The following is a 21,872-nucleotide window of genomic DNA, read 5'->3' on the forward strand; positions in this document are numbered from 1 at the left end:
CAAAAGCACCTTTACAGTTACAGCTTGTTAGCGATCTTCTTTGCCGTGCGCTTAACGCCGGCCACCAGGCCTCCTGCAGGATGCTCCTTTTCGTAGGCTAGACGCTTCTCGCGCTTGGCATACTCTTCGACGATGATGTCGCCATACTCGTCTTCGATCTTGTCGAAGAAGTCGACGGCGCCCTTAATTTCCTCAGCGTTCGGGTGCCCCTTTTGGACACCGCCGGTGAGTTTGAACGGCCCCCACGTATCAAAGCCGGGGCAGCCGTAGACGCCCATAAAGATGGCCTGCCTCATGCGGCAGATGCCATCGATATCCTTGCCGTACCACTTGTTTTTGCCACCGTAGGTCATAAGGCCAAACACCTTGTCCTGCGGCTGCAGCACGTTCGTGAGCACGCGTGCCATGTCCTTGTCGATCTCGGAGTAATAGATGCCCGTGGCGACACCGATCAGATGATATTCGTGCAGGTTGGGATACTCGTTTTTGCCGAGCGCCTTGACGTCGAGGGTATCGATTTCGGGGTGCGCCTCGACGATGGCGTCCACGAGCTTTTTCGTATTGCCGTGGTGGCGTGAGGCATAAAGGATGATGGTTCGCATAAGAAGGCCTTTCAGCTGTAATTGCATCAATGTCTGTATGGTACCCCGTTGCATGGCTGGGATACCGGACGCATCGATGAACGTGCGGGTTTGTCCTTTGGTCAGGGCCGAGACGGGTTCTTGCGAGCAAAAAGCAGTTGTTCGAAAGGATGGACAATGGAATACGCTCTCTCCAACGATTCGATTTCTATCAAGGTCTCCACGGCCGGCGGCTCGTTTACCTCGATTGAGGCTGGAGGTCGCGAGTACCTGTGGCAGGGTGATCCCGCCGTGTGGTCCGGCCAGGCACCGATTTGCTTCCCGATTTGCGGAGGCCTGCGTGATGGTAGCGCCATGACGTTTGCCGGGCATCATGTGAAGCTCGCTCGCCACGGGTTTGCGCGCAAACAGGAGTGGAAGCTGCTGAGCCAGAGCGAGAACGAGCTGGCGATGTGCCTGGCTTCGGAGGATAACGCCGCGCTGCTGAGCGATTATCCGTACCCGTTTAAGCTTGTCGCTCGTTATGCGCTTGAGGGGGATACCGTGCGCGTCTCCTATGAGGTGACCAACGAGGGCACCGAGGACATGCCGTTCTTTATCGGTGGACACCCCGGCTTTAGGTGCCCGCTCGACGAGGGCGAGGCCTATACGGACTACGAGCTGCGCTTTGAGAAGGACGAGGCTGCGGAGCTCTGCACCGCCGTTCCTTCGACTGGCTTGATTGATGTGGCAAACCGCTCCAAGAACCCCATGGTGGGGAAGACGTTGCCCCTGTCGCACGAGCTCTTCGATTTTGCGGAGACCATCTTTGACGTACTCGAGAGTCGTCAGGTCACGCTTTCCAAAAAGGGCGAGGACAAGGGCGTTCGCCTGAGCTTCGAGGGCTTTCCGTACCTCATCGTGTGGAGTAAGCCCGAGGGCGATTTTGTGGCAGTTGAGCCCTGGGGCGGCCTTTCGACCTGCTCCGATGAGGATGACGTGCTTGAGCATAAGCGCGGCTGCCTTGTCGCCAAGCCCAAGGAGACCGTCGTTCGCTCGTTCACGATTGAAATTCTGTAATTCCGTTTTGTCGACTCGTATCGCGAGGCACTAGGAGCCTGCGAGATAAGGAGCTAAAAATGATCCTCACCGTTACGATGAACCCGTCTGTCGATACGCGCTATCAGCTCGATGAGCTCGTTATCGACGACGTCAACCGTGTGACGCCCGAAAAGACCGCCGGCGGCAAGGGCCTCAACGTGGCCCGTGTGCTGGGTCAGCTGGGCGACGACGTCGTGGCAACCGGTCTGCTCGGCGGCCACATGGGTGCTTACATGGCTGAGCTCATGGACGCCAACGGTATTAACAACGACTTTGTGCCCATCAAGGGCGAGACCCGCATCTGCCTCAATATCCTTCATGCCGGCAACCAGACCGAGCTGCTCGAGAGCGGCCCGACAATTGCCCCCGAGGAGCTCGATGCCTTTACCGCCAAGTTTACCGAGCTTGCGAGCAAGGCCGACGTCGTCACCATCTCGGGTTCGCTGCCCCGCGGTGTCGAGGCAGACTACTATGCCAAGATCACGGGCATTGCCGAGAACGCCGGTGCCAAGGTGTTGCTCGATACCTCGGGTGCTTCGCTCGAGGCCGCCCTTAAGTCCGAAATTAAGCCCGAGCTGGTCAAGCCTAACCTGACCGAGATTAACGGCCTTCTGGGCACGAGCTTTACCACCGACGATGTGGACGAGCTCCGCGCCGCGCTCGCCTCTGATGCCCGCTTCTCCGATATCCCCTGGGTCGTCGTGTCCATGGGCGCTGCCGGCTCCGTGGGCTTCCATAATGGCCGTGCATTCCGCGCCAAGACCCCCGATATCCCCGCCGTTAACGCTACGGGCTCTGGCGATTCGACCATTGCCGGCTTCGCGCACGCCATCGCAGCCGGCGCGGATGATGAGACGGTGCTGCGTACCGCCAACACCTGCGGCAAGCTCAACGCCATGGATCCCATGACTGGCCACTTGGTTATGGATCGTTGGGACGAGGTCTACAACGGCGTTGTCGTGACCGAGCTGTAAGAGCTTGGGCGTCGCCCCCGGCATCGCTTGCTAGCTCATGCCGACGACAAGTGCGGTAGCATTATGCCGGGGCGCGACGCCGATGCTGTCGTGTTCAATCCCGACCTTACCCTGGTCGAGACGTATGTGGGTGGCAACAGCGTCGGTAATGCATTTACCGAGTAGCTGCCAAATAAACGATCCGAGAGGGGATTTAGATGATTTACGGTGCATTGGGCGATATCGAGGAATACCGCGGAATGCTCAAGGGCCTCGACGTGCTGATCGACTGGCTCGAGGAGAACGACCCGGCACAGCTCGAGGTCGGCAGCCATCCGATTCTGGGCGACAAGGTCTTTGCGAACGTCATGGCTCCCACGACGCGTCCCGAGGACGAGGCTCACTATGAGACGCATCAGCGCTATCACGACCTGCAGATTGACGTCGAGGGTCGCGAGGCCTTTAAGGTCGCTACGGGTAGCCTGACGCTGGTCCAGGAGTTTGACGAGAAGGACGACTACGATTTGGTCGATTCCGACGCTTCGATCGCCGGCGATCTTGCCGACGACAAGTTCGCGCTGTTCGTTGCCGGTGAGCCTCACATGCCCACGCTCGAGTTCCCGGGCGATGGCGCACAGCCGGTCAAGAAGATCTGCTTTAAGTTGCTTGCCGACGCCTACTGGGAGGAGTAGCGAGCTGCTCGGCTGAGTTGCGCGTCTGATGGCGTGATTTCCCCAGGGAAATCACGCTAGGACCCCGCCAAGCGTGTTTCCCTGGGGGAATCACGTTTGGCGGGGTTTCGGTTTTTGAATAGGGAAGCCTCATTTATTTGCGAAGAACATCGGCTAGCCGCAGGATTGAAATCATCGACCGATAAGTGAGTTCCACTTTTTCGCCCGCAAGCAGTCGTTTCGAGCCAATCTCATCTAGCCCCACAAGCCGAGAAAACAGCGGGCCGCTCATCGTGCCCTCGTCAATTGACTCCCTTATGGTCTTCAAAACGTCCGTATCATGAAGCGATGCCGAGCTGTAGGGGGCAACACGAGCGGAACTCTCAATTAACGACGAGACAAAAGGATGGAGATGCTTTGGACATAGTCCATCAAACACCACATCCCCATTGTCGTTCGAGCCGACCAGGCGCCAAGTATAATGATCGACCCAGTCATCCCCGTCATATATGGCGTCCATGAGCAACTTCCCGTCTAGAGAGAGAAACCTATTTGGACATCGGGGCGCAAGACCGCAATCCATATCGGGCCTGCAGCAGCTCCAACCCAACGCACCACATAGGTTCCCTTTCGTACATGTGTATCAATCTGCCCCGAAATGCCGGTGAATGCAATTCCAGACCCGTTTGTCGGATAGCAATCGACGTATTTTTGTTTTCCGCTCACAACCTTGTATAGATATATCGTTCCAGCAAAAGAGAAGGGATCGTTCGCAATTTTGTCCGGAAGAACTTGCCACCTCAAAATCCCGCTACCAATATGGTCAAGCTTGACCGTTCCGCCGTCCCCCTCAAAAGTGGCAAGGGGATTTACCCCAGACTGAGAGTCGGCATCGCCCTCCTTAGCAGTTATCAGCAGGCTGCCCGTATAAGACTGCTGAGGCTCACCTTCAGGACAGACAGCCTCGGCCCAAGAAGGGCCACTCAGGCAGAACAGTCCGAGCAGCATCAATATCAACAAAAGAAAACCCTTAGTTCTTTTCATCTATATCCCCAATGCCTCTCGACATTTGTATATTGTGACTATTTTAGATCTATATGGCCAATTCGAGCCCTCACCATGGCAATTGTTGCAGCTGGGTTTCTTTTCATTAAAATTTCACTTTGGTAAATCCCCGCCCCTAAGCATTAAACCCGAAGTCCACCGAGTGGGCCGCTGTTGACGTGGCGATGCTTGGATTGGCGCGCACGCACTCAAAATCGGCAACAAAAAAGCCGCCCGAAGGCGGCTATCTTGTTCAATGGAGCCAGCGACCGGGCTCGAACCGGTGACCCCCGCTTTACGAGAGCGGTGCTCTACCAACTGAGCTACGCTGGCGGCCATGTGGTGACGCAACTGAGGCGTCAACGGCTGTCTATGATACGGGACATCGCAAATCCGCGCAAGGGTTCTGGCAGCTTTTCTCACTTTTCATGCACTAATATTGGAGACGCGATGTCTTGCTCTTACGGGTCTCAAACAGAATGGGGCAGCGATGGCTCAACCCAAGATTCTTCTCACACGCATCGACGACCGTTTCATTTACGGGCAAGACGTTGTGCTGTGGAATGAGGCGGTTGGTTCCAACCTCGTCCTAATCGTTAACGACGAGATTGCGGCGGATTCGCGCAAGTGGGCGCCTATGAGGGTCGCGGCGGCAGAAGGCGTGTGGATGCGGTTTTTCTCGGTGCAAAGGACCATCGACATCATTCATACCGCAACGCCGCGTCAATGGATTCTGATCATGGTGGCCTCACCCGCCGATGCGCTCGCGCTGGTTAAGGGTGGTGTGCCGATCACCAAGATCAGCATCGGTCACATGCAAGCAGGGGAAGGCAAGCGCCCCATAACGCCTGCAGTCGCCATAGACGATGCGGACGTTGCCGCCTTCAAAGAGCTGCAAGAGCTCGGCATAGAGCTGGAAATCCGCTATCTCCCCAGCTCCGACCCCGATCCCATCGAGAACCTGCTCGCGTGATTACCTGGGGGCGGAGGAAAACGGATCGTGTTTTCCCGTGGAGGAGCGGCGAGATACCCTCGGCCAGGAATTGGGGCCATCTACTACTTTTGGTCGCTTACCTCGAAGCACGATGAAAATCGCAATATTAAAACTGCAGGTAGCGAACGTGCAATTTTTGAAAATAGGGGCGTATGGTCAGGGGTGCGGGAGTAAAAGTAGTAGATGGGCGCAATCTGTAGCGCGCCGATTTCAGGCATGTTGGCGCATGTGTCGGAGCTATGAAAAGAGTGTCCCTTTCGACTGGTCTTTTAGAACGTCAATGACTGCACCACAGCTTAAGCCGTTCGCAAAAATGGCTCCTAAATCTGTTTCGTTAATTGAATTGCGTAAATATGGTTAATCACAGAACCGAAATTTGGTTAAATGTAAACTGTAAATTAAGTTAAACGCGCTGGTAGCAATGGTGATAAATATGCCAAAAAAGTACTACACTAGAATTGTTGAAAATGAGCTCGACCAGCTGCTGGGTATATTCGGTGCCGTTCTCATCGAAGGACCGAAATGGTGTGGAAAGACGACCACGGCCGAGACCCGTGCGGCGTCCAGGCTCCTTCTCATGGACCCGTCCCGCAACTTCGAGAATCGCTTACGCGCCGAGACGGATCCGGCTCTTGCCGTTTCCGGCGAGGTGCCGCGGCTGATTGACGAGTGGCAGGAGGTTCCGAAACTCTGGGACGCGGCACGGTTTGAGTGCGACAACCGCGGCGGTGAGCCTGGCCAATTCATATTTACGGGATCGGCAACACCGCGAGACGACGAACGCCCGATGCACAGCGGCGCTGGAAGATTCGCCAAACTGCGCATGGACACCATGACGCTTTTCGAACTCGGGAAATCCAGCGGTGCGGTTAAGCTATCGGGCATTATTTCTGGCGAAAAGTTCAATGGAGCTTTCGGGTCGCTGGATTCTGCCTCGATTGCCGAGTGCGTTGTTCGCGGTGGATGGCCCGCCGCGGTCGGACACGATGCGCGGGCGGCGTCCGCGATGGCCAAACGCTATATCGGCATAGTCGCCGAAGAAGATTTATCTCGTGTTGATGGCTCTCGCCGCGACCCTGAGAAGGTCAAAGCCGTCATCGAATCGCTTGCGCGCAATGAATCCACTTTGGCGACACTCAAGACGCTCGTAGCCGATCTTGGCGGAGAGGTGTCGAGACAGACGGCGGCATCATATATATCTCTTCTTGCTCGGGTTAGTTTCGTTCGCGATATTCCCGCATGGAACCCTGCAATGAGATCTCCGGTGCATTTAAGAGACTCAAAGAAGCATCACCTCGCCGACCCGTCGCTGGCGGCCGCCGCACTCGGGGCGACCCCGGAGACACTACTGCTAGATTTCAAGACGCTCGGACTGCTTTTTGAATCGCTGGTGCTTCATGATTTGTGGGTTTATGCGCGAGCAAACGGAATGGGCCTCTATCACTATCATGATTCTCGCGATCTAGAAGTCGATGCGGTCATTGCGGCTCCCGGCGGAACGTGGATTCCGGTCGAAGTTAAACTCAGCTCTGCTCAAATCGAAGAGGCGTCTGACAGCCTTGTTGCTGTCGAGAAACGCATGGTTGCCGCCGGAAACAACCCGCCGGTTTCGAAAGTCGTGATCATCGGGTTTGGTTCGCAAGCCTATGTTACCGAGCGTGGCGTCCAAGTTGTTCCGCTGGATGTTCTCGCGCCGTAACGCGACGGTCGAAGCGGGACGGACGCCACCATTGCGCGCGAGGACACGGCATCATCGATGATGCGGCGGCCACATTCGGCAAAGAGTGTCCCCAACGACTAGTCGTTTAGGAACGTCCCCAATGACTAGGTAGAAAAACGCCCGCTGGCGGTGGTGCCGGCGGGCGCTGCTGTGCGATATGTCGCGTTGTGGGCTTAGTGCCTCATAAAGTGATATTCGATCACATTGCTATAGGGATGACCCGGGCCCACAATGCCCTGCGGGAACAGAGGCTGGTGCGGCGTGTCGGGGTACATCTCGGCCTCGAGGGCAAAGCCGGCGCCCCAGCCATAGTTGGCATCGTCCTTGGCGTGCTCGTCGCCCAGCCAGTTGCCGGTGTAGAGCTGCACGCCCGGGGCGGTGGTGTAGTAGTCAAGCTCGCGGCCGGTCCACATCTCCTCGACATGCATCGCACGGCGCAGATTACGGCCGTACTGATAGCCATCGATGCACAGGCAGTGATCGTAACCGCGTGCCTGCTTAATCTGCGGGTCGTCGGCCTCCATGCCAGGCGCGACGGGGCGCAGCTCGCGAAAGTCAAACGGCGTGCCCTCGACCGGAGCGATCTCGCCGGTGGGGATGTTCTGCTCGTTAATGGGCAGGTAGTGGGCGGCGTTGGCGACAAAGAAATGTTCGCAGTCCATGCCGGCGTTATGGCCTGCAAGGTTAAAGTACGTGTGGTTGGTCATGGACACGTAGGTGGCGCGGTCGCTCTCGCAGCCATAATCGATGCGGAAGACGCCGGTGCGCGTAACGGTAAACACGGCCGTAAAGGTTCGGTTGCCGGGCAGGCCCAGCTCGCCATCCTCAAGCGAGGTGGTCATGCGAACAGCGTTGTGGACCTCGTCGAGCTCAACATCCCACACGCGCTTATGCAGACCGTGCTCAAGATCGCTGTGCAGGTTGTTGGCACCCTCGTTGGCGGGCATATGCCAGTCCGTGCCGTCGATGGTAATCGTGGCGCCCGCGGTGCGGTTTGCCACAGGTCCGATGGTCGCGCCAAAGCAGGCGGGGTTGTCAAAGTAATCCTCGAGCTTATCGAAGCCCAGCACCACATCGCGCACGTTGCCGGGGATGTCAGGCACATCGATACCTAGCACGGTGGCGCCATAGTCCATAATGCGAACGCAGATCTCGGGCCCGTTGAGGGTGTAACGATGAACGGGGGTACCGCACGGCGCGGTGCCGAAAAGCTCGGAAGTGATCATTTGGTTCCTAACATCGAGATATTTCGGACAAACTGTAGCGCGAACAGGCGAGATTATCACTACACCCCACTAAAGCAGGGGGTATTTTTCTCAAAAAAGTGATGATTGGAGCTGTTCGGGCGTTCATTTTTGACGCGTACGAGTCTGATACAATTTGTTCGTTACTGTTTGAATGATATGCGCGCAAAGAACGGCGAGGATTCATCGTGATTAAGGCAGAGCGACAGGATAGGGTTCGTCAGCTGCTCGAGGAGCAGGGCACGGTCTCGGTCAAAGAGATTTCGGATGCGCTGGGCGTTTCGGACATGACGATTCGCCGCGACCTCGAAGAACTTGCGAGCCTAGGCGAGATCGAGCGCGTGCACGGCGGAGCCCGCAGTGCACAGGGCCGTCCCCACGCTATGTTGCGCCATGAGTATTCGCACAGCGAAAAGCGCACTAAGCATGCCGAGGAAAAGCTGCAGATCGCGCGCCGCGCTGTGGAGCTTATCGAGGAAGGCTCGACCATCTTCTTGGGTACGGGCACCACGGTTGAGCAGATGGCCTCGATGCTGCCGACGTTTCGCCTGCGCATTGTGACCAATTCGCTTTCGGTGTTTAACCTGCTCGAGGCGCGCGAAGACTGCGAGCTGTGCCTCGTGGGCGGTATGTACCGCCGCCGCACTGCCGCTTTTGTGGGGCCGACGGCCGAGGATACCCTACGTGCGCTGGGCATCGATGCGGCGTTTATCGGCGCCAACGGTATCTTGGACGGTGACGTATCCACGTCCAACATGGACGAGGGCCGTATCCAGCAGCTCGCCTTTAGCAAGGCGGACTCGCGCTATCTGATCGCCGACTCCAGCAAGATCGGCAAGCGCGACTTCTACACCTTCTTCCGCCTGGACAGCCTGGACGCCGTGGTGTGCGAGCCGGGTATTGCCGCCGAGGATCGCGCCGCCATCGAGGAGCACGCGCAGGTCATTTGCTAGCGAGCGTTGCCGGAGATATTGTTTGTTGTGACCTTTGCAATGGTCGGTATTTTTGTAACTATAAGCTCATTTAAAGCTCGGTATTTTTGTATTATTAGATATATCTGAAGGTCGGTATTTTTGTAAACTAGCACGTAAATTATGCTGAGGTGAGATTATGTTTAAACGGAAGGCATATGATCGTCTGCAGGAGTGGAAAGAACGCTCGCAAGGGCGCACTGCGGTGCTTATTGAGGGTGCAAGACGCGTTGGCAAAACGACGCTCGTCAAGTGCTTCGCGCAAAATGAATACAAGGATTATCTGTACATTGACTTTTCGGCTGCTAGCAAAGCCACGCTCGATATATTTCTGAACCATCGTGAAGATGTCGATCTTTTTTTACGCATGCTTCAGCTGCAGTATGGTAAGGCCCTCGAACCGAGAGAGTCGCTGGTCATTTTTGATGAAGTGCAGCGGTTTCCCATCGCGCGCGAATACATAAAGCATCTTGTAGAAGACGGCAGATTTGATTACATCGAGACAGGCTCTCTTGTCTCCATCAAAAAGAATGTCGATAGCATTGTCATACCGTCAGAGGAAGAAAGAATCCCTCTCGAGCCCCTCGATTTTGAGGAGTATCTTTGGGCGACCGGAAAAGATCTTTATGCAGAAGAGATCCGTAAAGCGCGCGAATCTCGGACCGCGCTTCCGGACGGCGTTCATGCGACGTGCATGAGATTATTTGATGAGTATATGCTTGTCGGTGGTATGCCTCAGTCGGTCGACTCCTTTGTGGCAGAGAATGATTTTAGAGGATGCGACAGGGTTAAACGGCAGATTATCGCACTGTACAGGGAGGACATTGCCAAGTTTGGAGGTTCGGACGCTAGACGTGCGCGGGCGGTTTATGACGATATTCCGGGTCAATTATCTGCGGCAAATAAACGGTTCAAATTTGACAGCGTGGAGAAGGGGTCCCGTTTTGAGACATATGAGTCGGCGTTAATCTGGCTTGAGGATGCGCGACTGATTAACCGTTGCTATTTATGCAGTGATCCGAGCGTGGGTTACCGCCTGCACGAGGACGCGTCTTCGCTTAAATGCTATATGGCGGACACGGGATTGCTCGTGAGCTTGGCGTTTGATGATGGTCCGGACCTTATGGATGTTCATAGAGACATTCAATTTGGAAGAATTTCAATTAATAAAGGAATGCTAATCGAGAACATCGTGGCGCAGCAGCTTAAGAGTCTGGGGCATTCGCTTTTTTATTACAGCTGGCAGGAGCCTTCCAAAACAGAGGGGAGTCGGCCCAGAACGCGTGAAATTGATTTTCTTGTTTCGCGCGGCTTTGAAGACGCGGCTGGAAAACCGCGGGTCACTCCTGTTGAAGTTAAATCTTCCAAATCGTATTCAACAATCTCGCTTGACGATTTCGGCAGACGATTCGAACGACGAGTCGGAGAAGAGATAGTTCTTCACCCAAAACAGCTCAGGGCTGAAGGGCATAGGATATATCTACCTCTGTATATGACGATCTTTATCTGATCGGTGGAATGCGGCCAAAAAGGGGGCATGCGGCTGAGATTGTCAGCCCGGTCTATTTTATTTGTCTCGATCTGTAACAGCTAGGGGCGAAAACACAAGCTAGTTGTTACAGATTTAGATTGAAGGGATTGGCTCGCACGTTTATCTAAATCTGTAACAACTAGACGTCCAAAACCGGGTTAAGTGTTACAGATTTAGATATTTCGGCCCGGCCTCCACGTTTGTCTCAATCTGTAACAGGTGGGACCGAAAAACTCGGCTAGATGTTACAGATTGAGACAAACGGCTCCCGGTCCGCCCAAACACAAAGGCCGGGGGCGGCGCGCCGTGTGACGTGCCGCCCCCGGCTGAGAAATGGGGACAAGCTATGTGAGTGGGGCAATGCCGCTCGTCGCAAGTCGCTAGTCCAGACGACGGGTCTGCGCCACGTGCTTATACCAGTATGCGCTTGCCTTGGGCGTGCGCTTCTGGGTTTCAAAGTCAACGTAGAAGAAGCCGTAACGCTTGTTGTAACCATTGGTCCAGGAGAACTGATCCTGCAGGCTCCACAGGAAGTAGCCGCCCACGTTGACGCCTACCTCCATGGCCTTGAGCAGCCAACGCAAGTGCTGCTCGATGTAGTCGATGCGCGGCTGGTCGTCCACAAAACCGTCCTTGTAGGGGTCCTTGTAGCCCATGCCGTTCTCGGTGATGAAGATCTGCTTGTAGTTGGGGTAGCGCTGCTTAATGTAGACGAGCAGATCGAACAGACCCTCGGGATAGATGATCCAGTCCCAGTCGGTGGTGGGGATGCCGGGCTTGTTCACATGCTCACCAATACCCTTAACGCGCCAGCGGCCGGTGCCCTTCTCGCCCGTACCGTTGTGGTGCAGGTCGTTCTCGCCATCGTAAGCCTTGAGGAAGCGGCACTGGTAGTTGTTAACGCCCAGGTAGTCGTTGTAGAGCGCGGCCTCGCGCATGATCTCGAGATCCTCCTCGCGGATCTCGATCGTGCCTCCGGAGACGGCAGCCAGGCGGTTGGCGCACTCGAGGGTGTCGGGGGCATAGTCGCCGCGGAAGGTGGCGTCGAGCAGGAACTGGTTTTGCAGCACGTGCTCGTTGTTGGCGGCCTTGATGTCGGCGGGGTCGTTCTCGTTGAGGGGGTACTTAAACTCTAGCGACTGGATGACGCCAATCTTGCCCTTAAAGCCGCCGTTGTGGAAGGCCAGCACGGCCTTGGCGTGGGCGAGCATCATGTTGTGCTCGCACTGGAAGGCCTCGGCAAGATGCGCCTTGACGCCACCGGGGAAGGTACCCTCGATGTAGGTGTTGGAGGCGTCGGCCCAGATCTCGTTAAAGGTGAACCAATAGGTCACCTGGTCGGCGTACTCCTTAAAGCAGAAGGTGACAAAGTCCACAAAGGCATCGATGGTCTCACGGTTGAGGAAATCGCCCTTTTCAAAGAGAGGAAGCGGCGTATCAAAGTGATGCAGCGTGACAAACGGCTCAACGTGGTGCTTGTGGCACTCGGCGAAAAGGTCGTGGTAGAACTGGACACCCTCGGGGTTGATTTCGCCGGTTCCGTTGGGGAAGATGCGGCTCCAGGCAATGGAGAGGCGAATGCCGTTGATGCCAAACTCCTCACACAGCTCCAGGTCGACGGGGTACTGGTTGTAGAAGTCGGAAGCGGGATCGGGGGAAAAGCGCCCCTGGGCTTCCAGGAAGTCGTCCCAGGCAACCTTGCCCTTACCGTGAGTGCGGGTCTCGCCCTCTACCTGGTAGGCAGCAGTGGCGCCGCCAAAGACAAAGTCCTCGGGAAACTGCGCAGGCGGGTTGGTGACGCTGGCGGGGTTAACGGACATGATGATCCAATCGTCTAAATCGAAGGGCCGGCCGGCTGTTGATGGTCGGCCGGCCCTGGGCGTTACTTACTTCGAGAGTTGCTCGCTTACGAAGGCGAGAGACTTGTCGCCGTTCTGGGAGAGCTCAATGTACTGCTTACCGCGGCAGGCGACGCATTTGTTGCCCACGCGTTCGCAGTCTTTCTGCAGGTCGGCCAGGTAGCTTGCGGCCTGCGGGGCCAGGACGACTAGGTCAAAGTCGGGGAGCATGTCCACGTGGTTGCCATAGGCCTCGGCAGCGGTTTCGAGGTCAATACCGCGCTCCTTGGCAGCCTTGGCCAGCGCGTTGGCGAGCAGACCCGAGGTACCGCCACCCTGGCAGAGCACGAGCACGCGCTTACCGTTGAGGTCGCTGGCGGTCGCTGCCTCGGCAGCGGGTGCTGCAGCAGCGGGGGCAGCGTCGGTCTTTACGACCTCGGCAGCGGCGCCGGCGGCAACACTCTTGGCGTCGGCCTTACCCTGGAAGGCGTCGTTGAGCTTGGCGGCCTTCTCGGCGTTCTTGGCGGCGAGCTCCTCCTGGGAGATCTCGGCCTCCTCGGCGCACTTCTGGGCGTCATAGGCACGGAAGAACGGGTAGTACAGGGCAAAGTCGATGACTAGGATGATGGCGAGCATCACAAAGGCGAGCGGCTGGAAGCCCAGGCCCATGATGGTGCCGATGGGGCCGGGGACGGTCCAGGGCAGGGTGTACATAAAGCCGTTCATGCCCAAGAAGTCGATAAAGACCTTGAGGATCCAGATGTTGGCGATCGGGGCAAAAACAAACGGGACAAAGAAGACGGGGTTGAGCACGATAGGCGCGGCGAACAGCAGCGGCTCGTTGACGGCAAAGCACACGGGGACGATGGCTGCCTTACCGACGGCGCGCATCTCCTGAGACTTGGCCAGGAAGCAGAACATAAAGACCAGGACGAGCGTGGCGCCGGTGCCGCCCATGCAGACGACGAAGTACTGGGCACCCTGGGTCAGGACAGCGGAAGCGTGCTGGCCAGCTTGGAACGCAGCCAGGTTGTCGGTCATGTTGGCAACGAGAGCGGCGGCGATGGCGGGCTCGACGATCGAGGGGCCGTGGACGCCGACGAACCAGAAGAGGCTCATGGCACCGTAGATCACAGCGAGGCCGATGTAGCCGTCGGCGGCGGTGAACAGGGGCTGGAACACCTGGATGACGCCCTGGGCAAAGCAGAAGCCAAAGGCAGCGCGGAAGACGATGTCAAAGACCCAAAAGACGGTGATGCAGACGGAGAAGGGGATGATGTCCTTAAAGGTCTGCGAAATGTTGGGCGGAACCTGCTCGGGCATCTTGACGGTGATGTTGCGCTTAATAAAGAACTTGTAGATGATGCCGGTCACAAACGCAGCGATGAAGGCGGTCAGCAGGCCCTTGGAACCAAGGTAGGTGGTGTTGAAGCCGCTGGCGGCGTCCGTGGCGATCGTGTCGCTCGAAAGGAGCAAGAAGCCGATGATGGCCGCGCACATGCACGAGATAAAGTTGATCTGGTTGTTCTTGGGCAGATCACGGTTCTGGGCGTCGGCGAAGTGCTTGGCCGTGGTGGCGGCGCAGGCGATGGCCAGGATGCCCATGGAGTAGTTGTAGCACTTCCACAGGGCGTTGTTGATGTCATCGGGCCAGTAGAAACCCCAGATGTTGGGGACCGAGGCTACCAGGCAGAAGATGGACGAGAAGATGATGATGGGGATGACGGAGATAAAGCCGTCGCGGATCGCCTTGAGGTACTTGTTGCGGGCGATCGCGTTGAAAAAGGGTTGGCCCTTTTCGATGATGGCGATGAGTTGCTCCATGCAATGCTCCTAAGAGTCGGTGGGTTAGCAACGATGGTAACTTTTGGCGTTCGGTTGCCAAAATGTTGACGTTGCCATTTTGCGACACAAAAAAAGACGCGAACTGATGGTTCCTGTGCCTGCGAACCGTCGATTCCTTATGCGTAAACGTTTGAGCCGCCCGGTGGCTCTGTGTTTGCACAATGGCAACGTTAACATTTGGACTACAAAAGCCGTTCGGGGAAGCAAAAATGTCGGTGAACGGTAGGTTTTGGGTGGTGAGCGTATGGCGGAGGAGGCGTTAGATATACTTAAAGACGTTTCATTTGACTGCGTAGGGTGCCACCAATGGCATCGTTGACATAGAAAGATCGACCTATGGCCGCTGTTAAAAAATCGGTTTCCGTTAAGGATGTGGCACGTCTCGCGGGCGTCTCGGAGCAGACAGTCTCGCGTACGGTGCACGATTCGCCCAGCGTGCGCCCCGAGACCAAGGAGCGCGTGCGTGCCGCCATGCGCGAGCTGGGGTATCGCCCCAATTTTGCCGGTCGATCGCTGCGCCGCGGCAAGTTTAAGACTGTCGGCGTCGCCATGTTCAACATTACCGGCACCGGCAACCTCGACCGTATGGAGGGCTTTGCCGCCGCGGCCGACAAACATGGCTATGCCATCACCCTCACTAAAGTAGACGGGCATCCGTATACCCTCGAGAGCGCATCGTCGCGCATGAGCGCACTGCCGGTGGATGGCATGGTTGTGATTATGAACCGCATGCCGGCGGACTTTGGCACCTTTGAGCCGCTGCCCGGTATGCAGACGGTGCTCGTTACCATGCTGGAGCACCCGCTGTGCTCGACGGTCGATAACGACCAGTTCGATTGCTCGCGCCAGGTGGTCGAGTACTTGCTGGGGCAGGGGCACAAGACTGTGCACTTTATCTCGTGCCCCGAGCGCTCGCTTTCGGGCATGCAGCGCGAGGAGGGCTGGCGCGAGACGCTGCGCGCACATGGTATTGAGCCGCCGCGACTCGTCCGTGGCGATTGGACGGCACAGAGCGGATATGCTGCCGGTCAGGCTCTAGCGGACGATCCGACCTGTACCGCCATCTATGCTTCCAACGATGCCATGGCCTACGGCTGCATTCGCGGGCTCGAGTCGCGCGGGAAGCGCGTGCCCCAGGACGTGAGCGTAGTGGGTGTTGACGATAGTCTGGGCGACATCGTGCCCGACCGTCGCCTGACCACGGTGCGCTTTGACAACAAGCGCGTCGGCATGTGGGCTGTCGACAAGATTGCCGGCGCCGAGGGGGGTGCGTCTGGCGTGGAGCACATGCTGATCCCCGGCATGCTCGTAGAGGGTGATACGGTGCGCGATGTACGCTAGGGTGTGGACCTGTTTGGGTTGCCACTAATTGTGTTCGATATTGTTCGCATTGGTTTAAAAACCGTTCACGGGCGAAAATCGACCGTTCATAGCTCGAAATTGCGTTTTGCATTGTTCTGTTTTGTTTGAATGTTAATGTTTCTGTCATACACAACGCAGCGCGTATGCCCGGACGCGATGCTCTCCATTGGTTCATATGTGAAAGGAACGCAATATGGCAACCAAAGAAGAAATCTCGATGGTTGGATTCGAGATCGTCGCATACGCGGGTGACGCCCAGACTGATCTGCTTGCAGCGCTCGATGCTGCTCGCGAGGGTGATTTTGAGAAGGCCGAACAGCTGCACAAGGATGCGAGCGATGCACTCATTGGCGCCCACGACACGCAGACCAAGCTGCTTTCGCAGGAGGCCGGCGGCGGCGAGATGGAGATGACCTTCATCATGGCCCACGCTCAGGACACCCTCATGACCACCATGATCTTGGAGAAGCAGACCCGCTTTACCATCGATGCCTACAAGCGCATCGCTGAGCTCGAGGCCAAGCTCGCCTAACGAACCCTCACAACCTCGTCCCCTTCCAAAAACCCTGCCGCTATCCGCGGCAGGGTTTTTTGTATCCCACCTATCTAGGTTGCGGCGAAATAGGGGCCGACAGCCCCAAATGACCCGCTTTTCCCGTCCCCGGAGGATCGGTTGGCAGCGCTCGCCACGAAACTGGCTCATCTACTACGTTTAACCCGATACCCTCGAACACACCCGCGTTTCATGAAAAATCGCAGGACTTCTACCTGCGGTTTTGTTTTTTCGCTTTGTGGCATGGTCGGGGATGGGCGGTTAAACGTAGTAGATGGGCCCATTTCATGGCGGGCGGATCATGCAGCAGCTTGTTGCGCCTCCTGCCGTTCGGTTTTTCGATGGGTGGGTATACTTTCCACCGCAATACAGGCCGGAATGAGGAGGTATCCAAATGCCGGACAACGGATCAATTCAAAAAAGAGACGCGTATGAGATGACTCATGGGCGTTCTGTCCAGATAACCGAGCACACGACAGTAACCGAGTTGCAGCCCAGCCTGTCCGATGTCGTGTGCGCAAACAAAAAACTGCAGATTGGCATCATCGTCGCCCTTGTGGTTATGGCGCTCCTGTCGGGCTTTGTCGCGCGCCCGCATTTTGCCGATACCAAGACTTGGGACTCCACCATCGAGGTTATCGATCAAAAGAAGGGCAACGTTTTGGCGCTCACGACCTCGTGCGTTGCCCTGTCTGCGGGCATCACGGCGCTGCCTGGAGATACGGGAACGCCGGTTGCCGAGCAGCTCGCACAGCTTTCAGGCAACCTCGGTATCGTGCTTGCCGTGCTATACCTAGAGAAATACTTGCTCACGATTTTGTGGTCGGTTGGCTTGGGCATCTTAATCCCGTTTGCGTTGGTACTCTTTGCGGTCTCGCTTGGCATTCACGGACGCTGGAGCACGAGTGCCGTCCTGCGCCGCGTGGCGACCCGCGTGCTGGTAGTCGCCATGATCGGCATGGCGTTGGTGCCTGCAAGCGTATGGGTGTCGCAAAAGGTCGACGAAACGTATCGAGTGAGCATCGAGGCGGCCGAGCAAAAGGCGGCCGACGCTGCGGGTGCGGCAGATAGCGACAGCTCCAAAGCAAGTAAGAAAAAGACCGAGTCCACAGAGTCCAAGAATGTGCTTGAGCAGCTTGCCGACGGCGCCTCGGGTCTCGTCACATCGGTGACCAGCGGTGCCAAGCAGATGACCGATGAAATTGTGCAGCAGGTGACCGATCTGATCGAAGGTGTCATCGTGATGATCGTGACCTCGTGCGTGATTCCACTGTTGGTGCTCGCGGCGTTTTTGTGGCTGGGGCACGTGCTACTGGGGATTGATATTTCCGGCCCGGCGAACTATTTGACGGGTCGCTTTCTGAGCGCTCCGTCCAAACATGCCAAGAAGAGCGGGCAGTCTGAGTAGGCGGCAACGCGATCTTTGGAAGATCAACCGTAAGAAGGGCGGCCGAGACATGTTCTCGGCTGCCCTTTTGTTTGCTGAACACATGGTCGCTACGTCTGCGCCGGGCTCAAACGGTCGGCAATCAACCGTGAATGGTATTTGTTCAAAAAAGAACAAAGATAAACAGATAATGGTTGCAGTCGCTGTTCGAATGTGTTCAAATAAACATGAACAGTGAAGAACCGCACATTCAGATGCCCGGACCTGAACGCGATTCAACACTTCCAAACAGAAACTACGCACCTGCGTATCTCTCAAGGAGGATGTCATGAGGGTTGTAATCGCTTCCGATGCCGACGGTATGTCGATGAAGGAGTCCATCAAGGAGATGCTCATCGCCGACGGTCACGAGGTCGTCGACTATTCCGAGACCCCTGCCGCGGACTTTGTCGATTCCGCGACCGCCGTTGCCAAGGACCTGCTGGAGCACAAGGATTCCCAGGGCTTCGCATTCGATAAGTACGGCGTCGGCTCCTATATGGCCGCCGTCAAGATCAAGGGCATGGTCGTCGCCAACATTTCCGACGAGCGTTCCGCTTACATGACCCGCGAGCACAACGGTTCGCGCATGGTCACCATGGGCCCGGGCGTTGTGGGCACCGAGGTCGCCAAGAAGATCGCCCGCGAGTTCCTGCGCGCCCAGTACGCCGGCGGCCGTCACCAGATCCGTGTCGACATGCTCAACAAGATGGCCTAACGAGAGCCACCGAGAACTCGAACTTCTACCTCAACTTGTGAATTCAGACGAAAGGACGTTCTGATGAAGAAGACCATCGCAATCGGTTGCGACCATATCGTTACGGACGAGAAGATCTATCTGGCCGACCGCCTGGAGCAGGCTGGCTACAAGGTGCTCGACTGCGGCACCTACAGCCACACCCGTACGCACTATCCCATCTACGGTAAGGCCGTGGGCGAGGCTGTTGCCAGCGGCAAGGCCGACTTTGGCGTGGCCCTGTGCGGCACCGGCATCGGCATCACCAACGCCGTCAACAAGGTTCCCGGCGCTCGCTGCGCCCTGGTTCGCGACATGACTTCTGCCCTGTATGCCCGTCGCGAGCTCAACGCCAACATCGTGGGCTTTGGCGGTAAGATCACCGGTGAGTTCCTGATGGCCGACATTATGCTTGCCTTCCTGGAGGAGCCCTACGAGAAGACTCCCGAGCACGACGCCCTGATCGCCAAGATTGACGCTTGCAATAAGGCCGACGCCGAGGCTCAGGCTGACCCGCACTTCTTTGACGAGTTCCTCGAGAAGTGGGACCGCGGCGAATACCATGACTAGCGGGTATCCGGCGTAATTTACTAGTCCGTTGACGGCTCGCGTTTCTGTGAGGGGGCGCGGGCCGGTTTTCTATCAGCCCTATTGACTTAGCGGGCTGTCGTAAGAAAGGGAAGGCTCCTATGGAGTTTGTTCTTGATAACGGTTCTATCCGCGTAGCACTGAGCACGGCGGGCGGCTCGTTCACCTCAATTGTGGCCGACGGTCGCGAGTATCTGTGGCAGGGCGATCCTTCGGTCTGGTCGGGCCAGGCGCCCATTTGTTTCCCGATCTGCGGTGGCCTTCGTGACGGTCACGCAATGACCATGGGCGGCCGCGAGGTCAAGCTTGCCCGCCACGGCTTTGCCCGGAAGCAGGAGTGGAAGCTCGAGGAGCAGGGCGATAACATGGTTGCGCTGAGCCTGAGCTCTGCCGACCATGCCGAGTTGCTCGAGCAGTACCCGTATCCGTTTAAGATCGTTGCTCGTTACGCGATCGATTCGGAAAAGGTGGCCGTGTCGTACGAGGTGACCAATGAGGGTACCGAGGACATGCCGTTCTTTGTGGGCGGTCACCCCGGCTTTACGTGCCCGCTCGACGAGGGCGAGTCCTATGACGATTACGAGCTCCGTTTTGAGCAGCGTGAGGCCGCCGAGCTCTGTACTGCCGTTCCCTCGACGGGCCTGATTGATGTCGAGCATCGCAGCAAAAACCCGATGGTCGGCCACGACCTGCCGCTGACCCACGAACTCTTTGACTTTGCCGAGACCATCTTCGACGTGCTCGAGAGCCGCGTGGTTACGCTGACCAAGAAAACCGAGGACAAGGGCGTGCGCCTGACGTTCCAGGATATGCCGTACCTGATTGTGTGGAGCAAGCCCGAGGGCGACTTTGTGGCCGTGGAACCGTGGGGCGGCCTGTCTACCTGCTCCGACGAGGACGATATTCTGGAGCACAAGCGTGGCTGCCTGGTTGCCAAGCCGGGGGAGACCGTCACCCGCGGCTTTGAGATCGAGATCCTTTAACGAGCTATCGTATGTTTGGGGTGGGTCATGCCGCCCCGGAACAGGAGTTCAATATGATTCTGACCGTTACCATGAACCCGTCGATTGATACGCGCTATCAGCTCGACAAGCTGGTCATTGACGACGTTAACCGCGTCACGCCCGAAAAGACCGCTGGCGGCAAGGGCCTCAACGTGAGCCGTGTGCTGCTGCAACTGGGAGACGACGTGCTCGCGACTGGTCTGCTTGGCGGCCACATGGGTGCCTATATGGCCGAGCTTATGGATGCCGACGGCGTCAAGAACGACTTTGTGCCCATCGCCGGTGAGACGCGCATTTGCCTGAATATTCTGCACGAGGGTAATCAGACCGAGCTGCTGGAGAGCGGCCCGCAGATCGCCCCGGCCGAGCTCGAGGCCTTTACGGCCAAGTTCGCCGAGCTCGCGGCGAAGGCGGACGTTGTGACGCTTTCGGGCTCGCTGCCGCGTGGCGTCGATGCCGGCTACTATGCCGAGCTCGTCAAGATCGCCGAGGAGGCGGGCGCCAAGGTGCTGCTCGACACCTCGGGTGCATCGCTGGAGGCCGCGCTGGAGTCCGACGCTAAGCCTGAGCTCGTAAAACCCAACCTGACCGAGATTAACGGCCTGCTGGGTACGTCCTTTACGACCGATGATGTCGATGCCCTGCGCGAGGCGCTTGCCGCCGATGGCCGCTTTGCCGGTATTCCCTGGGTTGTCGTTTCGATGGGCGCTGCCGGTTCGGTGGGCTTCCATGAGGGTCGCGCGTTCCGCGCCAAGACGCCCGCGATTGCGGCTGTGAACGCAACGGGTTCCGGCGACTCGACCATCGCCGGTTTTGCGCATGCCATTGCTGCTGGTGCCGACGACGTCACGGTGCTCAAGACCGCCAATACCTGCGGTAAGCTCAACGCCATGGATCCCAAGACCGGCCACCTGGTCATGGACCGCTGGGATGAAATCTTCAACAACGTTGAGGTAACTGAGCTTTAAGGTTACGCGGGTTTACCAACCCGCGTAACGGCTCGACGCTGCGCGGGCCGCATTTGGACAATCTGACGTTCAACTTCAAGGGCGCGACCAGAAGGTCAGCGCCCTTTCGTTTCACGTCACCTTGTCTCAAATGCGGCCCGCTCGCTGTCGTTGCCAAACATCGGCGTCGCCGTGGTTGTCACTTGGGGTAGTCATTGGGTGTTCCTATAGTTTTGTCAACCTTCGACGCTACTCCCGGTAGGGCACCCGGTCGCGCATCACGGCGTATATCGCCCTGAGCCGCTTCCTCGCGACGGCCTTGAGCGCCCGCCCGTGCCCCATGCCCCGCGCCCTGCAGGCCCGGTAGTACTCGCCGTAGCGCCCCGACGACCTCACCAGGCTGTTGCACGAGAAGATCAGCAGGGACTTGAGCCTCGCGTCGCCCCGCCTGGACGCCCTGACCGACCTCACCGACGTGCCGGAGCTCCTCACCCTCGGGGCTATGCCGCAGTACGAGGCCAGGTGGTCGTGGTCCGGGAACCTCGCGATGTCGACCGATACCGCGAGCTGCGCCGCCGTCCTCGGCCCGATGCCGGGCACGGTGAGCAGGCACGCGTAGGTCTCGTCGCCCTCGAGCAGCCCCGCCGTCTCGGCCTCGAGGGCCCCGGCCTCGTCGAGGGCCTCCGATATCCGGGCGGCAAGGAACCTGACCTGCCTGTTCTCGGCCTCGACGAGCGCCGGCGGCGGCGCGGTGGAGGCGGCCGCGGCCTCCCCGGCGGCCTCG

General features: G+C 57.6%; 21 protein-coding genes and 1 tRNA gene. 14 read left to right on the forward strand and 8 right to left on the reverse strand.

All coding sequences use genetic code 11. From position 1 onward, the window contains the following. Window positions 1–17 precede the first annotated feature (17 nt). Window positions 18–602: a flavodoxin domain-containing protein gene (locus DXA43_RS07985; RefSeq protein ID WP_233503118.1), complete on the reverse strand. Its 585-nt coding sequence runs from the start codon at window positions 600–602 to the stop codon at window positions 18–20. A gap of 156 nt (window positions 603–758) precedes the next feature. Here DXA43_RS07985 and DXA43_RS07990 point away from each other — a divergent pair, with 156 nt between their 5' ends. The 3 genes from DXA43_RS07990 to DXA43_RS08005 all read left to right on the forward strand — a co-directional run bounded on the left by DXA43_RS07990 (window position 759) and on the right by DXA43_RS08005 (window position 3,306). Then, complete coding sequence (locus DXA43_RS07990) at window positions 759–1,640, forward strand: aldose 1-epimerase family protein (protein ID WP_117736082.1); 882 nt, start codon at window positions 759–761, stop codon at window positions 1,638–1,640. A gap of 59 nt (window positions 1,641–1,699) precedes the next feature. Then, on the forward strand, window positions 1,700–2,635 hold the full coding sequence (locus tag DXA43_RS07995) for a hexose kinase (protein ID WP_117802815.1): 936 nt from the start codon (window positions 1,700–1,702) through the stop codon (window positions 2,633–2,635). Between the two features lie 197 nt (window positions 2,636–2,832). Beyond that, window positions 2,833–3,306 carry a YhcH/YjgK/YiaL family protein gene (locus DXA43_RS08005; protein WP_117806793.1) on the forward strand — a complete coding sequence of 158 codons (474 nt, stop codon included), beginning with the start codon at window positions 2,833–2,835 and terminating at the stop codon, window positions 3,304–3,306. Window positions 3,307–3,439: 133 nt separating this feature from the next. On the opposite strand, the gene DXA43_RS08010 is transcribed toward DXA43_RS08005, so the two are convergent. The 3 genes from DXA43_RS08010 to DXA43_RS08020 form a co-directional block, all read right to left on the reverse strand. After that, on the reverse strand, window positions 3,440–3,805 hold the full coding sequence (locus DXA43_RS08010; protein ID WP_117736085.1) for a hypothetical protein: 366 nt from the start codon (window positions 3,803–3,805) through the stop codon (window positions 3,440–3,442). Between the two features lie 14 nt (window positions 3,806–3,819). Further along, complete coding sequence (locus DXA43_RS08015; RefSeq protein WP_117806794.1) at window positions 3,820–4,329, reverse strand: hypothetical protein; 510 nt, start codon at window positions 4,327–4,329, stop codon at window positions 3,820–3,822. A gap of 257 nt (window positions 4,330–4,586) precedes the next feature. Continuing rightward, window positions 4,587–4,662: transfer RNA gene (locus DXA43_RS08020), tRNA-Thr, on the reverse strand. Window positions 4,663–4,819: 157 nt separating this feature from the next. On the opposite strand from DXA43_RS08020, the gene DXA43_RS08025 reads away from it, so the two are divergent. Then, entirely contained in the window at window positions 4,820–5,302 is a 483-nt protein-coding gene (locus DXA43_RS08025) for a PTS sugar transporter subunit IIB (RefSeq protein WP_117806795.1), read from the forward strand. 454 nt (window positions 5,303–5,756) lie between these two features. After that, entirely contained in the window at window positions 5,757–7,022 is a 1,266-nt protein-coding gene (locus tag DXA43_RS08030) for an ATP-binding protein (RefSeq protein WP_158564966.1), read from the forward strand. A gap of 194 nt (window positions 7,023–7,216) precedes the next feature. Here DXA43_RS08030 and DXA43_RS08035 read toward each other — a convergent pair whose 3' ends face one another. Continuing rightward, window positions 7,217–8,269: an aldose epimerase family protein gene (locus DXA43_RS08035; protein ID WP_117806797.1), complete on the reverse strand. Its 1,053-nt coding sequence runs from the start codon at window positions 8,267–8,269 to the stop codon at window positions 7,217–7,219. Between the two features lie 206 nt (window positions 8,270–8,475). Between DXA43_RS08035 and DXA43_RS08040 the strand changes: the two genes are divergently transcribed. Further along, window positions 8,476–9,240, forward strand: a complete 765-nt coding sequence (locus DXA43_RS08040) for a DeoR/GlpR family DNA-binding transcription regulator (RefSeq protein ID WP_233540050.1) — start codon at window positions 8,476–8,478, stop codon at window positions 9,238–9,240. Window positions 9,241–9,397: 157 nt separating this feature from the next. After that, window positions 9,398–10,768, forward strand: coding sequence for an ATP-binding protein (locus DXA43_RS08045; protein ID WP_117637046.1), 1,371 nt, complete (start codon window positions 9,398–9,400; stop codon window positions 10,766–10,768). Window positions 10,769–11,169: 401 nt separating this feature from the next. Here the strand turns inward: DXA43_RS08045 and lacG are convergent, their stop codons facing one another. Both lacG and DXA43_RS08055 read right to left on the reverse strand, forming a co-directional pair. After that, window positions 11,170–12,609 carry a 6-phospho-beta-galactosidase gene (gene lacG, locus DXA43_RS08050; RefSeq protein WP_117806798.1) on the reverse strand — a complete coding sequence of 480 codons (1,440 nt, stop codon included), beginning with the start codon at window positions 12,607–12,609 and terminating at the stop codon, window positions 11,170–11,172. A gap of 66 nt (window positions 12,610–12,675) precedes the next feature. Continuing rightward, window positions 12,676–14,451, reverse strand: a complete 1,776-nt coding sequence (locus DXA43_RS08055) for a lactose/cellobiose PTS transporter subunit IIB (RefSeq protein WP_117806799.1) — start codon at window positions 14,449–14,451, stop codon at window positions 12,676–12,678. 357 nt (window positions 14,452–14,808) lie between these two features. On the opposite strand from DXA43_RS08055, the gene DXA43_RS08060 reads away from it, so the two are divergent. The 7 genes from DXA43_RS08060 to DXA43_RS08090 all read left to right on the forward strand — a co-directional run bounded on the left by DXA43_RS08060 (window position 14,809) and on the right by DXA43_RS08090 (window position 21,109). Further along, entirely contained in the window at window positions 14,809–15,813 is a 1,005-nt protein-coding gene (locus DXA43_RS08060) for a LacI family DNA-binding transcriptional regulator (RefSeq protein ID WP_117806800.1), read from the forward strand. A gap of 214 nt (window positions 15,814–16,027) precedes the next feature. Next, window positions 16,028–16,366, forward strand: a complete 339-nt coding sequence (locus tag DXA43_RS08065; RefSeq protein WP_006234827.1) for a PTS lactose/cellobiose transporter subunit IIA — start codon at window positions 16,028–16,030, stop codon at window positions 16,364–16,366. Window positions 16,367–16,781: 415 nt separating this feature from the next. Beyond that, the gene (locus DXA43_RS08070; RefSeq protein ID WP_147344741.1) at window positions 16,782–17,795 is read left to right on the forward strand and encodes a hypothetical protein; all 1,014 of its coding nucleotides are present in this window, start codon (window positions 16,782–16,784) and stop codon (window positions 17,793–17,795) included. 307 nt (window positions 17,796–18,102) lie between these two features. Next, window positions 18,103–18,531: a galactose-6-phosphate isomerase subunit LacA gene (gene lacA, locus DXA43_RS08075; protein WP_006234830.1), complete on the forward strand. Its 429-nt coding sequence runs from the start codon at window positions 18,103–18,105 to the stop codon at window positions 18,529–18,531. Between the two features lie 63 nt (window positions 18,532–18,594). Then, window positions 18,595–19,119, forward strand: a complete 525-nt coding sequence (lacB, locus tag DXA43_RS08080) for a galactose-6-phosphate isomerase subunit LacB (protein WP_006234831.1) — start codon at window positions 18,595–18,597, stop codon at window positions 19,117–19,119. A 119-nt stretch (window positions 19,120–19,238) separates the two neighbouring features. Then, a complete protein-coding gene (locus DXA43_RS08085; protein WP_117806802.1) occupies window positions 19,239–20,120 on the forward strand; it encodes an aldose 1-epimerase family protein in 882 nt (293 codons plus the stop codon). A gap of 53 nt (window positions 20,121–20,173) precedes the next feature. Next, the gene (locus DXA43_RS08090; RefSeq protein WP_117806804.1) at window positions 20,174–21,109 is read left to right on the forward strand and encodes a hexose kinase; all 936 of its coding nucleotides are present in this window, start codon (window positions 20,174–20,176) and stop codon (window positions 21,107–21,109) included. A gap of 228 nt (window positions 21,110–21,337) precedes the next feature. Here the strand turns inward: DXA43_RS08090 and DXA43_RS08095 are convergent. Beyond that, window positions 21,338–21,872, reverse strand: a 535-nt coding sequence (locus DXA43_RS08095; protein ID WP_147344742.1) for a transposase, incomplete at its 5' end; no start/stop codon positions are given.

This window comes from Collinsella sp. OF02-10 (assembly GCF_003463445.1).
Taxonomy (GTDB): Bacteria; Actinomycetota; Coriobacteriia; order Coriobacteriales; family Coriobacteriaceae; genus Collinsella.

Coding starts and splice junctions, on each gene's coding strand:
- lacA (WP_006234830.1), top strand. CDS start 18,103: ATGAGGGTTGTAATCGCTTCCGATGCCGACGGTATGTCGATGAAGGAG.
- DXA43_RS08065 (WP_006234827.1), top strand. CDS start 16,028: ATGGCAACCAAAGAAGAAATCTCGATGGTTGGATTCGAGATCGTCGCA.
- DXA43_RS08010 (WP_117736085.1), bottom strand. CDS start 3,805: ATGGACGCCATATATGACGGGGATGACTGGGTCGATCATTATACTTGG.
- DXA43_RS08055 (WP_117806799.1), bottom strand. CDS start 14,451: ATGGAGCAACTCATCGCCATCATCGAAAAGGGCCAACCCTTTTTCAAC.
- DXA43_RS07995 (WP_117802815.1), top strand. CDS start 1,700: ATGATCCTCACCGTTACGATGAACCCGTCTGTCGATACGCGCTATCAG.
- DXA43_RS08005 (WP_117806793.1), top strand. CDS start 2,833: ATGATTTACGGTGCATTGGGCGATATCGAGGAATACCGCGGAATGCTC.
- DXA43_RS08045 (WP_117637046.1), top strand. CDS start 9,398: ATGTTTAAACGGAAGGCATATGATCGTCTGCAGGAGTGGAAAGAACGC.
- DXA43_RS08085 (WP_117806802.1), top strand. CDS start 19,239: ATGGAGTTTGTTCTTGATAACGGTTCTATCCGCGTAGCACTGAGCACG.
- DXA43_RS07990 (WP_117736082.1), top strand. CDS start 759: ATGGAATACGCTCTCTCCAACGATTCGATTTCTATCAAGGTCTCCACG.
- lacB (WP_006234831.1), top strand. CDS start 18,595: ATGAAGAAGACCATCGCAATCGGTTGCGACCATATCGTTACGGACGAG.
- DXA43_RS08070 (WP_147344741.1), top strand. CDS start 16,782: ATGCCGGACAACGGATCAATTCAAAAAAGAGACGCGTATGAGATGACT.
- DXA43_RS08015 (WP_117806794.1), bottom strand. CDS start 4,329: ATGAAAAGAACTAAGGGTTTTCTTTTGTTGATATTGATGCTGCTCGGA.
- DXA43_RS07985 (WP_233503118.1), bottom strand. CDS start 602: ATGCGAACCATCATCCTTTATGCCTCACGCCACCACGGCAATACGAAA.
- DXA43_RS08090 (WP_117806804.1), top strand. CDS start 20,174: ATGATTCTGACCGTTACCATGAACCCGTCGATTGATACGCGCTATCAG.
- DXA43_RS08025 (WP_117806795.1), top strand. CDS start 4,820: ATGGCTCAACCCAAGATTCTTCTCACACGCATCGACGACCGTTTCATT.
- lacG (WP_117806798.1), bottom strand. CDS start 12,609: ATGTCCGTTAACCCCGCCAGCGTCACCAACCCGCCTGCGCAGTTTCCC.
- DXA43_RS08060 (WP_117806800.1), top strand. CDS start 14,809: ATGGCCGCTGTTAAAAAATCGGTTTCCGTTAAGGATGTGGCACGTCTC.
- DXA43_RS08030 (WP_158564966.1), top strand. CDS start 5,757: ATGCCAAAAAAGTACTACACTAGAATTGTTGAAAATGAGCTCGACCAG.
- DXA43_RS08035 (WP_117806797.1), bottom strand. CDS start 8,269: ATGATCACTTCCGAGCTTTTCGGCACCGCGCCGTGCGGTACCCCCGTT.